The sequence below is a fragment of the Methylobacterium oxalidis genome, from assembly GCF_007992195.1.
GTDB lineage: Bacteria > Pseudomonadota > Alphaproteobacteria > Rhizobiales > Beijerinckiaceae > Methylobacterium > Methylobacterium oxalidis.
Genome location: NZ_BJZU01000014.1, coordinates 24,569 through 37,515 on the forward strand (window position 1 = coordinate 24,569; position 12,947 = coordinate 37,515).

The 12,947-nt window shown below is 67.2% G+C and carries 14 protein-coding genes and 2 pseudogenes; 6 read left to right on the forward strand and 10 right to left on the reverse strand.

Annotated elements, in window-relative coordinates; genetic code table 11:
• Positions 1–13: 13 nt before the first annotated feature.
• Positions 14–580 (reverse strand): hypothetical protein, encoded by a 567-nt coding sequence (locus tag MOX02_RS32015; RefSeq protein WP_238178794.1) that lies wholly within the window; start codon positions 578–580, stop codon positions 14–16.
• A 316-nt stretch (positions 581–896) separates the two neighbouring features.
• Between MOX02_RS32015 and MOX02_RS04680 the strand changes: the two genes are divergently transcribed.
• The 3 genes and pseudogenes from MOX02_RS04680 to MOX02_RS04690 form a co-directional block, all read left to right on the forward strand.
• Positions 897–1,247 (forward strand): GCG_CRPN prefix-to-repeats domain-containing protein, encoded by a 351-nt coding sequence (locus MOX02_RS04680; protein WP_147024648.1) that lies wholly within the window; start codon positions 897–899, stop codon positions 1,245–1,247.
• A gap of 286 nt (positions 1,248–1,533) precedes the next feature.
• Positions 1,534–1,632 carry a hypothetical protein gene (locus MOX02_RS32830; RefSeq protein ID WP_308631793.1) on the forward strand — a complete coding sequence of 33 codons (99 nt, stop codon included), beginning with the start codon at positions 1,534–1,536 and terminating at the stop codon, positions 1,630–1,632.
• A 263-nt stretch (positions 1,633–1,895) separates the two neighbouring features.
• Positions 1,896–2,078 (forward strand): annotated as a pseudogene (locus MOX02_RS04690) (integrase core domain-containing protein); the annotation flags it as partial.
• A 146-nt stretch (positions 2,079–2,224) separates the two neighbouring features.
• On the opposite strand, the gene MOX02_RS04695 reads toward MOX02_RS04690, so the two are convergent.
• Together MOX02_RS04695 and MOX02_RS04700 are read right to left on the reverse strand one after the other, a co-directional pair.
• Positions 2,225–2,443 (reverse strand): hypothetical protein, encoded by a 219-nt coding sequence (locus MOX02_RS04695; protein WP_238178791.1) that lies wholly within the window; start codon positions 2,441–2,443, stop codon positions 2,225–2,227.
• A 126-nt stretch (positions 2,444–2,569) separates the two neighbouring features.
• The gene (locus tag MOX02_RS04700; protein ID WP_147024650.1) at positions 2,570–3,577 is read right to left on the reverse strand and encodes a bile acid:sodium symporter family protein; all 1,008 of its coding nucleotides are present in this window, start codon (positions 3,575–3,577) and stop codon (positions 2,570–2,572) included.
• Positions 3,578–3,664: 87 nt separating this feature from the next.
• On the opposite strand from MOX02_RS04700, the gene MOX02_RS04705 reads away from it, so the two are divergent.
• On the forward strand, positions 3,665–4,552 hold the full coding sequence (locus tag MOX02_RS04705; protein ID WP_147024687.1) for a LysR family transcriptional regulator: 888 nt from the start codon (positions 3,665–3,667) through the stop codon (positions 4,550–4,552).
• Positions 4,553–4,616: 64 nt separating this feature from the next.
• Positions 4,617–4,898: pseudogene (locus MOX02_RS32025) on the forward strand (transposase); the annotation flags it as partial.
• An 89-nt stretch (positions 4,899–4,987) separates the two neighbouring features.
• Here MOX02_RS32025 and MOX02_RS04715 read toward each other — a convergent pair.
• Entirely contained in the window at positions 4,988–5,281 is a 294-nt protein-coding gene (locus MOX02_RS04715) for a hypothetical protein (protein ID WP_244948428.1), read from the reverse strand.
• A 120-nt stretch (positions 5,282–5,401) separates the two neighbouring features.
• On the opposite strand from MOX02_RS04715, the gene MOX02_RS04720 reads away from it, so the two are divergent.
• Entirely contained in the window at positions 5,402–5,746 is a 345-nt protein-coding gene (locus tag MOX02_RS04720) for a hypothetical protein (protein WP_147024651.1), read from the forward strand.
• Between the two features lie 18 nt (positions 5,747–5,764).
• Here MOX02_RS04720 and MOX02_RS04725 read toward each other — a convergent pair whose 3' ends face one another.
• The 6 genes from MOX02_RS04725 to MOX02_RS04750 form a co-directional block, all read right to left on the reverse strand.
• A complete protein-coding gene (locus MOX02_RS04725) occupies positions 5,765–7,339 on the reverse strand; it encodes a SpoVR family protein (RefSeq protein WP_147024652.1) in 1,575 nt (524 codons plus the stop codon).
• A 54-nt stretch (positions 7,340–7,393) separates the two neighbouring features.
• Complete coding sequence (locus MOX02_RS04730; RefSeq protein WP_147024653.1) at positions 7,394–8,695, reverse strand: YeaH/YhbH family protein; 1,302 nt, start codon at positions 8,693–8,695, stop codon at positions 7,394–7,396.
• A 111-nt stretch (positions 8,696–8,806) separates the two neighbouring features.
• The gene (locus tag MOX02_RS04735; protein ID WP_147024654.1) at positions 8,807–10,759 is read right to left on the reverse strand and encodes a PrkA family serine protein kinase; all 1,953 of its coding nucleotides are present in this window, start codon (positions 10,757–10,759) and stop codon (positions 8,807–8,809) included.
• 231 nt (positions 10,760–10,990) lie between these two features.
• The gene (locus tag MOX02_RS04740; protein ID WP_147024655.1) at positions 10,991–11,437 is read right to left on the reverse strand and encodes an Ig-like domain-containing protein; all 447 of its coding nucleotides are present in this window, start codon (positions 11,435–11,437) and stop codon (positions 10,991–10,993) included.
• Positions 11,438–11,563: 126 nt separating this feature from the next.
• The gene (locus MOX02_RS04745; RefSeq protein WP_147024656.1) at positions 11,564–11,983 is read right to left on the reverse strand and encodes a hypothetical protein; all 420 of its coding nucleotides are present in this window, start codon (positions 11,981–11,983) and stop codon (positions 11,564–11,566) included.
• 122 nt (positions 11,984–12,105) lie between these two features.
• Entirely contained in the window at positions 12,106–12,813 is a 708-nt protein-coding gene (locus MOX02_RS04750; protein ID WP_147024657.1) for a glutathione binding-like protein, read from the reverse strand.
• Positions 12,814–12,947 lie beyond the last annotated feature (134 nt).

Below are 12,947 nucleotides of genomic sequence, written 5' to 3' on the forward strand. Positions count from 1 at the left end.
GTGAAGCGGACGTCTACGGGCAGCGATCCCGGAAGCCCTTCGTGCGGGACGCATCGGTATCGTACCAGCAGTAGCCCGGCGCCGGCGGGGCACCGGCCCAGGCGGCCGCTGTCGCCGCGCCGACGATGCCGATGGCGGCGCCCGCCGCGACGGCCGCACCCGGCCGCCACCACGCGCCGTTCGGCCGGTAGACGCCTCCGACCATGCCATTCCGGCGCACGACGCCGCGAGGGGCAAAACCGCCCGCGATCCCGCGCCTTCCGCCGCCCGCGATCGGCCGGCGAACGCCGCCGCCGTGCCAGCCGGGTCGGCCATAGCCGCCGGCGATGCCGCGGCGACCGATGCCGCGCCCGCAGCCGCCCATCCGGCGACCGGCGAATCCGCTGCGGAAGCCGCCGGCGCGACGACCCGCGACGCCTCCCCGGACGCAACCTCTGCCGCGGAAGGCGCGCCGCTGCACGACCCGATTCATCGCGGTGTCTGAGGTCGGTATGGCGACGGCTGACGGGCTCAACGGAGCGACGCTCGCAGTCCCGGTATGGGCAGGAGCAGAGAGCGCGACGATGGTCAGCCAGAGCATGCGAGGACGACTTTTCATCCCGTCTCCTCCCGCCACGCTTCGAGATGGATGTTCGGCCTTGTTCGACCGAAGTTGGGCAACACCGGAAGTCGATCAGCCGATCTCGCCGGGGTCGGCAGCCTCACCTCGTCCGGATGATCCTCGGCAGATCCCGCGTCGAGTGTCCACTCTGTTACGGTTACATTGGTGACACCGCTTGCGATCCGCGATCTACCTGCCACGTGGTGAAGCACATGCGTGCGTCGGATCCGACGTGGATGCATCGTCGGAATAGCCGTGTGTCCCGCCGGCTCCTGTTGCAGCTGGAGTGATCGCGATGAAACCCAGGCGGCTGACGATGATTGCGGCCCTCGTGCTCGGGGCTCTGCTCGGCATGGGTCGGCTTGAGAAGGGCGGCATCGGCGTAGGGACCGCCGAAGCCGCGGGAGGCTGCGGGATCGGCTTCCACCGCGGGCCCTACGGTGGCTGCCGACCGAACTACTACGGCGGCTATTACGGCCCCGGCTACTACGGCTTCCGCGGCGGCGGGGTCTACGGGTACCGCGGCGGCTACTATGGCCGACGCGTTTACGGCGGGCGCGTCTATCGCGGGGGCGGCTTCTACGGGCGACGCGCGGTCGGCTTCCGCGGCGGCGGCTTCCACGGGGGCGGCCGCTTCCGGCGATAGTGCAACTGCGCGAGGTCTCCCGACAGCGGGCGGAAACCTCGCAGCAGATGCACGCCTCCTGCCCTTCCGACCTTGTTCCGGAGATCCAAGGCGAAAAGTCCTCGGAATTGATGCCAGCGTCACGCGACATCGCCGCGGCAAGGGCCGCAGGCGCAGGTCCCACCCACTGCCTCCGACACCCTGCGACTCATGAATCTGCGGTGGCGCGCCGCAAACTGTCTCTCAGTCCTCCCAGATCTATCTCCTCCACAACCCGCTCAGGATCGAACACGTCAAACCGCAACTGCTGGGTCACTGTGGAACAACGCCCGGCCTCAACTCCGTCTATATTCACCTCAACCCGCATCATCTCGGCCAAGGACGTCGACGTCCTGTTCGTAGCTGACCCCGGAACGGACGGTCCTTCAACTCTAGGACGTGTACGAACTGCTACGGTCGCTGCATATTGCGGAGGTGACCTGACCGGCTGGCTTCGGACCGGGCTGATCGCGAGGATCGGCCCGATCCAAAGGAGTTGGACATGCGGCGAGGTCAGAAGACGAGCGCAGAACAGGTCGTATTGAAGTTGCGCCAGATCAAGGTGCAGACAGCCCGGGGCAAGACCATTGCGGTTGCGTGCAGAAAGGCGACATCTGCAAGCAGAGCTACAAGGACGCGTGCCTACGCCAGGAGATCTTCTACTGGCAGACGGAGGCACAGGCTGTGATCGGCCTTCGGCAAGCCACTTACAGCCGCGTCCGGCCGCACTCGTACTCGGGCTACCGACCGCTCGCGCCCGTCAGCCTCCCGGATTTGGCCTTTCGCCCAGCCAGGGCCGCTACCATGCAGTAGCCTCGCGACTGGCTCGGTCCAAAAGACCGGTCAGGTCACGCCTCTGCCGGTCGTCCAGCAGATCCGAACGGCTTCTCAAAGACGGCCATTCCTCGTCTGAGCGTTGCAGAAGCGCAGGGTGCAATGATCGCCCATCTCTCAGGCAGCTACGGCGTGACACCGTCGCCGTCGCTAAAGAGCCCCGCGGTCAGGGCAAGTGGAATGTTGGGGTTGGCGTAGAAGCGTGGAAAATTCTGACAAAGGAGCATGGCCCCAAGCACCAGTGCTGTTGTGAGAAGCAGGGCGCCGAGGCCCTCCGTGATTTGCTCTGCCCACCTCTGCAGTCGCTGAATAAGCATGAGACCCATGACGAAGATCGCAGCCATGGCGACAGGGACCACAGGAGCAGTCATTGCGAGTAGGCTCCTCGACTACGTTCAGGCTCGATCGACCACAAAGTTGATGGGGTCCGAACAGCAGGCTGGATCATGCCAGCAATTCCTGCCGAACCTTCAAAGAGGCGCCACAGCACCCTCTACCCGCCAGCGCATTGTCCTGCGGCGGGCATACCGCTGTGCCAGGGCCGCGCAGGCGAAGAGCTGGGCTTGGTGGAACAACATCAGGGGGAGCACGATCAGGCCGACCGCGTGGCCAGGAAAGAGGATGCTGGCCAAAGGAATGCCGCCCAACATGCTCTTGTTGGTCCCGCAGAAAGCGATGGTGATCTCGTCCTCCCTGCTGAACCCGGCGGCACGGCTGGCAAGCACGTTGATGGACAGAACCGCTCCGAGAAGAGCCAGGTCAGCCGCGAAGACCATGAGGAGTGAACCGAGGTCGATCTGGCGCCAGATTCCCACCACCATGCCCGCGCTGAACGCGGCATAGACCACGAGCAGAATGGAGCCGCGGTCGACCACCGCGGTCAAACGCTTATGCCGAAGCAGCCAGGCTCCGACGAATGGGCGCGCGGCCTGCCCGAGAGCAAAGGGAAGCACCAACTGCAGCAAGATGTTTTTCACGGCCTGAAGACCGAATCCGCCGTCGTTGTCGGCGCTCAGCAGCACTCCGGTCAGCGCTGGCGTCAGCACCATGCCGAGGAGGGTAGACACGGAGGCGCTGCACATGGCCGCCGGAACGTTGCCACCCGCAGTCGAGGTGAAAGCAATCGACGCCTGCACCGTGGAAGGCAGCACGCAGATGAACATGACACCCAAGGCGAGGGTCGGATCGAGCCAGCCCCGCAGAGCGGCGGTCAGCGCGAGGCCAAGCGCGGGAAACAGAACGAAGGTGCTCCCCAATACAGCCAGCTGTAGCCGCCAATGCAGCAGACCGGCCGCTACCGCGGTCGGCGCGAGGCGCGCGCCATAGAGGAAGAACAGCAGCGCCACCGCTCCGAAGACCGCGGCGCCCGCAATCTGCGCGCCCTCGCCGCGCGCGGGCAGGGCTGCCGCCAGGGCCACGGTGCCGACCAGCAACAGCAGGAATCGATCGACGCGGGCAAGGAACAGGAGAGGGTTCATCCGAGAGAATGTCCGCCAGTCAGGCCGGCACCAGGAATAAGCCTCTGCGCGCCCTATCGGCAGGCATATCGGCTATCATGCCTCATGATGACCAACCTGAACGTCGACCTGCTGCGCTCCTTCCTGTTGTTGGCTGAAGGCAGCAGCTTCACCGGCGCTGCCCACCGCCTCGGGGTGCGGCAGTCCACCGTCAGTCAGCACATCGCCCGGCTGGAGCACGCGCTCGGTCGGCCCCTGCTGCTGCGGGATACGCACCGAGTTGCGCTGACACCCGACGGTCAGGCTCTGGTCGGGTTCGCACGCGGGGTGGTGGAGGCGCATGACCGGCTGCGCGAGTTCTTCTCGCCCGGTGGGCTGCGGGGTCGCATCCGCCTTGGCGTCTCGGAGGATTACACCCTGACTGCGCTCACCCAGGTCCTGGCGCGCTTCGCCGCTCGCCACCCCTCGGTGGACCTGCAGCTGACGGTGGGGCTGAGCCGGACGCTGTACCAGGGGTACGACACCGGTGAGCTTGATGTGATCTTCTGCAAGCGCCGAGCTGGCGATCCGCGTGGAGAGTCGGCTTGGCGCGAAGACTTGGCCTGGGTCGGGCGGCCCGGCTTTGTCCCTGACCCGGGTCTTCCGCTGCCGCTGGTGCTCTACCCGCCACCCTCCATCACCCGCACGCTCGCGGTGGACGCATTGGAAGCGGTGGGTCGGTCCTGGCGGGTTGCGTGCACCACGGGCGGCATGACGGGGCTGTGTGCGGCCGTCGAGGCGGGTCTGGGCGTCTCACCGCATTCCGCCCGGTTGCTGCCGGCAGGGCTCGCTCCGGTCCCGGACGTAGCTGGGTTGCCGCCGCTGGGCGCGGTCGAGTTCGTGGTGCTCGGCCCGGGCCGGCACCATGCAGTCGCCACGGCCTTGCTGGACACGCTCTTGGCCAGCACGGACGAGCTGCAAGGGGGCCTCGGCGGCTCGGCCTTCCACTCCAACTGACTCTCACGCCAGCTTGGTTGCGCTCCGAAGAAGCGATCCGGTGTTCCAACAGGGCTTGTTCTTTCCGGGCCTTCCACGAGCTGACGTACCTCAGTTGGCGGATCGCGGCTACTCCAGCCATCGCTTCCGTCGGCAGATTGCGGAGGCCGGAGCAGAGCCGGCCATCCCGTCCAAGCGCAACGAAGCCCCGGTGCGCTGCCCGGATTGGATCTGTGTCAACCGCAACAGTGTCGAGCGGCTCTGGGCGCGATTGAAGGAGTGGCGCGCTATCGCGACCCGCTACGAGAAGACCGCCATCAGCTTGAGCAGCGTCCTCTGCCTCACCGCTGCACTCGACCACCTCAGGTCACGACAGACCCTAGGGGTCGGAGGTTCGAATCCTCTCGCTCCGACCATTCTTCGCCTGCCGAACCTCGGGCCCGTCGGACCATCCCGTCAGGGCGACTTGCCGCCGAGCGAGACGCAGGCCCGCACCATCTCTTCGAGCCGCAGATCCTTGGTGTCGCCGATATTGGCGGTCTCCTCAAGGCAGCGCATGAAGAATCGGTTATCGAGCTCCGGCGAGAGCGCCACGAAGGCTTTTCCCATCCGGTTCGTGAAGTCGATCTTCTCGTCCATGCTGGCTCTCGGCCAGCGCGATGCCTTGTCATCCATGTCGAGCCGGGTGGCTTGCGCAGAAGCTATCGGGCAAATCATCCCTAATAATGAGTTCATAAGTAGGCGCCGCATCGGATATGTTTCTCCTCTGACGATTTCGACTGGACCGCGTCTGGACGGGAGAAGTCAATCCTGGCTCTAGTACCTCGATGATGCCCGATCTTCAGAGCATCGACGTCGAGAGGATGCCTGATGAGGGTCGTGTTGCGTCTGGCGGTCGTGGCCTGGCTCGGCGCGGGGCTCGCCGCGGGCGCGGAGGAGCCGGCGCCGCCCCGGGAGACCGCGGCGAAGATCGCGGGCCTCGCGGGCTTCGTGAATCTGTCCTGCCCGGATCTGCGCAGCGATCCCGTCCGGCTCCAGGCCGTGATGCGCTCCCTCGGGGTCGAGATGGCGGATCTCGAGTTGGGCAGGCTGCGGCTCTCCGCGCAGGGCTACATTGAAGCCTACCGTAGGGACGTGCCGCGGAGCTGCGCCCGCGCCGCCTCCCTGTTCGGCCGCGACGGAACCGTGATTCGCGGCCTCGTCGTGCCGCGCTGAGCGGCGACGGGAACCGACCTAGAAGAAGATCGGCCGGGCGCTCGCGGTGTGCTCGGCGAGGACCGCGCCGGTGGCCGGATCGACTTCCTTCAGCACCGCGTCGTAGCCCCAGAGATCGGCGAGGTGCTGGAGCACGCGCCGCGCGTCGTCCTTCTGCAAGGTGATCCGGTTGAGCGCCTTGTGGTGGAGGATCAGGCGGCGGTCGCCCTCGAGATCCACGTCCACCACCTCGATGTCGGGATCGAGCCAAGCCACGTCGTACTGCCGGGCGAAGGAGCGGCGCAGGCGCCGGTAGCCGCGCTCGTCGTGGATCGCCTCGACCCGCAGTTCCGGCTCGTCCGGATCGTCGATGACGTGGAACAGCCGGAGATCCCGGATCAGCTTCGGCGACAGGAACTGCGCGATGAAGCTCTCGTCGCGGTAGTTCTCCCAGACGTCGCGCAGCACGCCCATGCCGTCGCCGACGCCCGCGATCTCCGGGAACCAGGCCCGGTCCTCGTCCGTCGGGTTCTCGGCGATGCGGGCGATGTCCTGCATCATCGCGAAGCCGATCGCATAGGGGTTGTGGCCACCGTAGGACCGGTCGTCGTAATTCGGCTGGCGGATCACGTTGGTGTGCGACTGCAGGAACTCCAGGTAGGCCGCCTCGCCGATCTGCCCCTTCCGCGAGAGCGCGTTCATGATCCGGTAGTGGACATAGGTCGCGCAGCCCTCGTTCATCACCTTGGTCTGCCGCTGCGGGTAGAAGTACTGCGCCACGAGGCGCACGATCCGCAGGATCTCGCGCTGCCAGGGCCGCAGCCGCGGGGCGACCTTCTCGAGGAAGTAGAGGATGTTCTCCTGCGGGAGTTCGAGGAGCGCGCGGCGCCGCTCGGCCGCCGCGTCCGAGCGCACGGCGCCGGGCTTCGAGGGCAGCGTGCGCCAGAGGTCGTTGTAGATCTGCTCGCCATGCTCGATCCGCTCGCGCTCGCGGCGCTGCTCGGAGGCGAGGTCCGGCCGCTTCTTGCGGGGGTAGCGGTGCACGCCCTGGCTCATCAGCGCGTGGGCGGCGTCGAGAACCTGCTCGACGGCCTGGTGGCCGTGGCGCTCCTCGCAGCGGGCGATGAAGCCCTTGGCGAAGTCGAGATAGTCGAGGATGCCCTCGGCGTCGGTCCACTGCCGGAACAGGTAGTTGTTCTTGAAGAAGTGGTTGTGGCCGAAGGCCGCGTGCGCGATCACGAGCGTCTGCATCGTGGCCGTGTTCTCCTCCATCACGTAGGAGATGCACGGGTCGGAGTTGATGACGATCTCGTAGGCGAGGCCCATGAGCCCGCGGCGGTAGCCCGCCTCGTGCTGGGCGAAGTGCTTGCCGAACGACCAGTGCTTGTAGAACAGCGGCATGCCGATCGAGGCGTAGGCGTCGAGCATCTGCTCGGCCGTGATGATCTCGATCTGGTTCGGATACCAGGACAGGCCGAGCTCCGGGCCGGCCACGGCCTCGCAGGCGTCGTGGATGCGCCGGATCGTGTCGAAGTCCCAGTCGTTGCCCGAGAACAGCAGCTCGGACGAGCCGGAGATCCTCTGGGGCGTCGCGCGGCTCAGGCTGCCGACCATGAACGGGCCTCTCTCACAACGTTGGCGTTCCCGCGAGGGGAGGGGCCGGAACGCTCAAGCCTCGGCTTCCGCCCGCGCTTCCTTGCGCCCGAACAGCTCGCGGAAGACGGGGTAGATCTCGCGGCGGTGGTTGACCTTGCGCATCGCGATGGCGCCGCCCGACTTGGCGATGCTCTCGTAGGTGCGCCACAGGGTCGTGCGATGCTCGACGAAGCCGGCCCGGGGGCCGTTCTCGTCGCCGACCTCGAGGTAGGCGAAGTGCTGGCAGGCCGGCAGGATGTGGCTGCGCAGGAGCTCCGTCGAGGTCGGCCCGTCCGAGGAGACGTTGTCGCCGTCGGACGCCTGCGCGGCGTAGATGTTCCAGTCGTTCGGGTCGTAGCGCTCGGCGATGACGCGCTTCATCTCGACGAGGGCCGAGGAGACCAGGGTACCGCCCGTCTCGCGCGACCCGAAGAACGTCTCCTCGTCCACCTCGGTCGCCCGGTCGGTGTGGCGGATGAAGACGATCTCCACGTGCCGGTAGCGGCGGGTCAGGAAGATGTGGAGCAGGATGTAGAAGCGCTTGGCGAGGTCCTTCATGTGCTCGGTCATCGAGCCGGACACGTCCATCAGGCAGAACATCACCGCCTGCGCCACGGGGCGCGGGTAGGGCTCGAAGCGGCGGTAGCGCAGGTCGATCGGGTCGACGTAGGGGATGCGCTTCGAGCGCTCGCGCAGCATCTCCAGGTTGAGCTTCAGGTCGGGCAGTGCGGGGTCGCCCTCCCGCGTCTCGGCGATGCGGGCCTCGAGCGCGGCGAGCTCGTCCGGCTTCGGGCGCTTGAGCGCGATGCGCCGCGACATCGAGTTGCGGAGCGTGCGGGTCAGCGCGAGGTTCGCGGGCGAGCCCGTCACGGTGTAGCCGGCCCGGCGCAGGCCTTCGGTCTCCACCACCGCGAGGCGGCGCTTGGCGAGGTCGGGCAGCTCCAGATCCTCGAGGAAGAGCTCCAGGAACTCCTCGCGGGTGAGCACGAACTGGAAGGCGTCCTCGCTGTTCTCGCTGCCCTCGCCGCCCTCTCCCGCACCGCCGCCGCCGCCGCCGCCCGGGGGGCGCTCGATGAGGTCGCCCTCCACGTAGGTCTTGTTGCCCGGCAGGATGTGGTCCTGCAGGCCGGTGCCGGGCTGGCGGGAGAAGCGGGGCTCACGCACCCCGTCGGCGGGCACGCTGACGCGCCCGTCCTTGCCCAGGTCCTTGATGTCCTTCTCGCGGGCGGACTCGCGCACCGCGCGCTGGGCCACATCCTTGACCCGGCGCAGGAAGCGCTGCCGATTGGCGAGGCTCTTGCCGCCTGGATTGAGACGACGGTCGACGATGTGCATCCGGTGTCTACGCCTTCGCCCTCATGCCCCGACCGGTCCCATCGTCCCGGCCGGGCGCCCACTACGCTGGCGACGGAGGGTTCGTCCGGAACCGTGCCCCCGGCGGGGGCCTCACCCCGCCTGCTTCACCCGCATGTACCACTCGACGAGCCGCCGCACCTGCCGCTCGGTGTACCCCCGCTCGACCATGCGCTCCACGAACTCGCCGTGCTTCTTCTCCGTGTCGCCGTCCTTCTTCGAACCAAAGGAGATCACGGGGAGCAGTTCCTCGACCTGGCTGAACATGCGCCGCTCGATCACCTCGCGCAGCTTCTCGTAGCTCGTCCAGCTCGGGTTGCGGCCGCCGTGCTGCGCCCGCGAGCGCAGGGCGAACTTCACGACCTCGTTGCGGAAGTCCTTCGGGTTCGCGATGCCGGCCGGCTTCTCGATCTTGGTGAGCTCCTGGTTGAGGAGCTCGCGGTTGAGGAGCTGGCCGGTCTCCGCGTCCTTGAAGTCCTGATCCTCGATCCAGGCGTCCGCGTAGTCGATGTAGCGGTCGAACAGGTTCTGCCCGTAATCGTGGTAGGATTCGAGGTAGGCCTTCTGGATCTCGTGGCCGATGAACTCCGCGTAGCGCGGCGCCAGCTCGGACTTGATGAACTCCAGGTAGCGCTTCTCGGTCTCCGGCGGCAGCTGCTCGCGGCGGAGCGACTGCTCCAGCACGTACATCAGGTGGACCGGGTCAGCCGAGACCTCCGTCGTGTCGTGGTTGAAGGTCGCGGCCAGCACCTTGAAGGCGAAGCGGGTCGAGATCCCGTCCATGCCCTCGTCGACGCCCGCCGTGTCCTTGTACTCCTGCATCGAGCGGGCGCGCGGGTCGACCTCGCGCAGGCTCTCGCCGTCGTAGACCCGCATCTTCGAGAACAGGTTCGAGTTCGCGTGCTCGCGCAGGCGCGAGAGAACCGAGAAGCGGGCCAGCATCTCCAGCGTGCCCGGCGCGCAGGCCGCGTCGGAGAGCTCCGAGCCCTTGATCAGCTTCTCATAGATGCGCTGCTCCTCGTGCACGCGCAGGCAGTAGGGTACCTTGATGACGTAGATGCGGTCGATGAAGGCTTCGTTGTTCTTGTTGGTCTTGAAGGTCTGCCACTCGGCCTCGTTCGAGTGGGCGAGGATGACGCCCGTGAACGGGATCGCGCCGATGTTCTCGGTGCCGACGTAGTTGCCCTCCTGCGTCGCCGTGAGCAGCGGGTGCAGCATCTTGATGGGCGCCTTGAACATCTCGACGAACTCGAGGATGCCCTGGTTCGCCCGGTTCAGCCCACCCGAGTAGGAGTACGCATCGGGGTCGGCCTGGCTGAGGGTCTCCAGCCGCCGGATGTCGACCTTGCCGACGAGGGACGAGATGTCCTGGTTGTTCTCGTCGCCGGGCTCGGTCTTGGCCACCGCGATCTGGCGGAGCCGCGAGGGCCGGACCTTGATGACGGTGAACTTCGAGATGTCGCCGTTGAACTCGTCGAGGCGCTTGAGCGCCCAGGGGCTCATCAGGCCGGTGAGGCGGCGGCGGGGGATGCCGTAGCGGCCCTGGATCTCCTCGCCCATGATCTCGGGGTCGAACAGGCCGAGCGGGCTCTCGAAGACCGGCGAGACCTCGTTGCCCGCCTTCAGCACGTAGATGGGGTGCACCTCCATCAGCGCCTTCAGGCGCTCGGCGAGCGAGGACTTGCCGCCGCCGACGGGGCCGAGCAGGTAGAGGATCTGCTTGCGCTCCTCCAGGCCCTGCGCCGCGTGGCGGAAGAAGGAGACGATGCGCTCGATCGTCTCCTCCATGCCGTAGAACTCGGCGAAGGCCGGGTAGGTGCGGATCGTCCGGTTCATGAAGATCCGGCCGAGGCGGGAATCCTTCGATGTGTCGATGAACTCGGGCTTGCCGATGGCCGCCAGGATGCGCTCCGCGGCGCTTGCGTACATCAGCGGCTCGTCGCGACAGGCCTCCAGATACTCGGAGAGGCTCATCTCGGTGTCACGCCGGGCTTCGTACCCGCGGGCGAAGCTCTGAAACAGGTCGTTCGTCGACTGCAACGGCATTCGAAAACCCCTTTCCCGACGTCAACAGCTTCATCCTGTCTCGCCTCGGATGCAACTGACAGGCCCGCTTTTGTCGCAGTGCGGTCAACACGCGGTGCATGCGTGTGATGCTTGCAACACTCCATCGGTCCGGGCGCCGCTTACACAAAAACTTCGCTCCGGCGCACCGCGGAGGATTTTAGTCCAGCGCGCCGGAAATCTGTGCATAACCAAGCTCAGCCTGCCCAAAAATCAGAGATCGGTGCTCTCCTTCTTGGCATCGCCGTCCTTCTTCGCTCCGGCCGCCTCGACCGTGATGCGGATATTCTGCGTCTGAACCTGCCCGTCGGCGTTCTTGACCTCGAACGTGACCTCGTCCGAGCCGGTGTAGTTGGGCTTGGCCTGGTAGAACAGGGCCTGAACGGACGCCTCCTTGTTGGGGCAGCGGAAGCTCGCCGGCGTCTTCAGCTTTCCGGTCTTCGAGACGGTGGCGCCGTTCTTCGGGGCGGCCGTGATCTTGAACTCCGGCATCGGCCCTTCCGAGCAATCCTTCTTGAGGTTCGGCGCGATGGCGAGGCGCACGGACTTGCCGCTCGCGACGGTCTCGCTCTTCGTGATCGTGGTCTGCGCGGTCGCCTGGGAGGCGGCCAGGAGAAGGCTCGCGGTCATCAGGGCAACGAGCGGGCGCACGGCTGTCATAGGGCGGGTCTCCCACGCTCAGCTAACGTCCGGCCGGATCCTGCCGCCGACGGGATCGATGCTGGCCGCTCCGATGTGGGGATGGCGCCCGCGGGCGTCGAGGTGAGGAGGCGGAAATCGGCGCCGCTATTCCTGCAGCACCGCCGCCACCGCCCCCGTGACGCGGGCGATCTGGGCGGCGTTGAACTCGCCCGCCAGCGCCAGGGCGAGGCCGCGCTCGATCCGCTCCCGCTCGCCGATGTCGGCGATCGGGGTCGCGGGGATCTCGTTCTCCTTGAGGCGGCAGGCCTTGCGGATGGTCTCGGCTGCCCGGAGCAGGGTCTCGCGCTCGGACGGGTTGAGGTCCCAGAGCGGGTTGCGCAGGCGGCTGATCACGCGCTTGGCGTCGCGGTACTCCCGGTCGACAGTGGTCAGCGCCTCGATCTGGCTGACGAGGAACATCAGCTCCAGCACCTCGGCCGCCGCCTCCGGGCAGATGCGGACGATCCGCATGACGCGGCTGATCAGCTCCTGGGTCGGCGACATCTGGCGACGGGGCGCGGTCATGGGCCGGTAACGCAAAGGCCACCGCAAAGTTCGACCGCGAACCCGCGAAAAGGCGCGCGGCCGGAAGGGGATACGGCGATCCGGCGGGGCTCCGGCGGCCGGCTGGGCCGCCGGGACCCCGGTCAGCGCCGCGTGCTCGACGCCGTCTGCCCGAACATCACCTTCTTGGCGTCGTCGCTCATCGGCTTGCCGTGGTCCGGGTTGACCTCGGCCGCGCGCGCGTAGGCCGCCTTCGTGGCGGGACGCTTCGCGATTGCCTCGAACCAGCGCTTGAGGTTCGGGTGCGCGTCGAGGTCCTGGCCCTGCTTCTCCCACGGCACGATCCACGGGTAGGCCGCCATGTCGGCGATCGTGTAGTCGGGCCCCGCCACGAAGGCGCGGTCGGCGAGCCGCCGGTCGAGGACGCCGTAGAGCCGGTTCGTCTCGTTCAGGTAGCGGTCGATCGCGTAGGGCACCTTCTCGGGCGCGTACTGGGTGAAATGGTGGTTCTGGCCGAGCATCGGCCCGAGCCCGCCCATCTGCCAGAACAGCCACTGCAGCGTCTCGGCGCGGCCGCGCAGGTCCGGCGGGAGGAAGCGTCCCGTCTTCTCGGCGAGATAGAGAAGGATCGCGCCCGACTCGAACAGCGCGAGGGGTTCGCCCCCGCCGGCCGGCTCGCGGTCGACGATCGCCGGCATCCGGTTGTTCGGGGCGATCTTCAGGAAGTCGGGCTTGAACTGGTCGCCTTTGCCGATGTTCACCGGCCGGATCGCGTAGGCGAGGCCGGTCTCCTCGAGGAACAGCGTCACCTTGTGGCCGTTCGGCGTCGGCCAGTAGTAGAGATCGATCATCGGGACTCCGGTGCTCTCGCGTCTGCGCTCTCGCCGCCCTCGCGGCGCAGGTGGGACGCATCCGTACCGAGGTCAAGCGCGTCCCCCAGGGCGCTTGGAGCACGAGGCCGGCCGTGACAGCCTCCGCCATCCCG

Excerpts from the sequence above, each read along its gene's own strand:
- MOX02_RS32015 (WP_238178794.1), bottom strand. The coding sequence starts at position 580 with ATGCTCTGGCTGACCATCGTCGCGCTCTCTGCTCCTGCCCATACCGGG.
- MOX02_RS04680 (WP_147024648.1), top strand. The coding sequence starts at position 897 with ATGAAACCCAGGCGGCTGACGATGATTGCGGCCCTCGTGCTCGGGGCT.
- MOX02_RS04695 (WP_238178791.1), bottom strand. The coding sequence starts at position 2,443 with ATGGCTGCGATCTTCGTCATGGGTCTCATGCTTATTCAGCGACTGCAG.
- MOX02_RS04700 (WP_147024650.1), bottom strand. The coding sequence starts at position 3,577 with ATGAACCCTCTCCTGTTCCTTGCCCGCGTCGATCGATTCCTGCTGTTG.
- MOX02_RS04705 (WP_147024687.1), top strand. The coding sequence starts at position 3,665 with ATGACCAACCTGAACGTCGACCTGCTGCGCTCCTTCCTGTTGTTGGCT.
- MOX02_RS04715 (WP_244948428.1), bottom strand. The coding sequence starts at position 5,281 with ATGCGGCGCCTACTTATGAACTCATTATTAGGGATGATTTGCCCGATA.
- MOX02_RS04720 (WP_147024651.1), top strand. The coding sequence starts at position 5,402 with ATGAGGGTCGTGTTGCGTCTGGCGGTCGTGGCCTGGCTCGGCGCGGGG.
- MOX02_RS04725 (WP_147024652.1), bottom strand. The coding sequence starts at position 7,339 with ATGGTCGGCAGCCTGAGCCGCGCGACGCCCCAGAGGATCTCCGGCTCG.
- MOX02_RS04730 (WP_147024653.1), bottom strand. The coding sequence starts at position 8,695 with ATGCACATCGTCGACCGTCGTCTCAATCCAGGCGGCAAGAGCCTCGCC.
- MOX02_RS04735 (WP_147024654.1), bottom strand. The coding sequence starts at position 10,759 with ATGCCGTTGCAGTCGACGAACGACCTGTTTCAGAGCTTCGCCCGCGGG.
- MOX02_RS04740 (WP_147024655.1), bottom strand. The coding sequence starts at position 11,437 with ATGACAGCCGTGCGCCCGCTCGTTGCCCTGATGACCGCGAGCCTTCTC.
- MOX02_RS04745 (WP_147024656.1), bottom strand. The coding sequence starts at position 11,983 with ATGACCGCGCCCCGTCGCCAGATGTCGCCGACCCAGGAGCTGATCAGC.
- MOX02_RS04750 (WP_147024657.1), bottom strand. The coding sequence starts at position 12,813 with ATGATCGATCTCTACTACTGGCCGACGCCGAACGGCCACAAGGTGACG.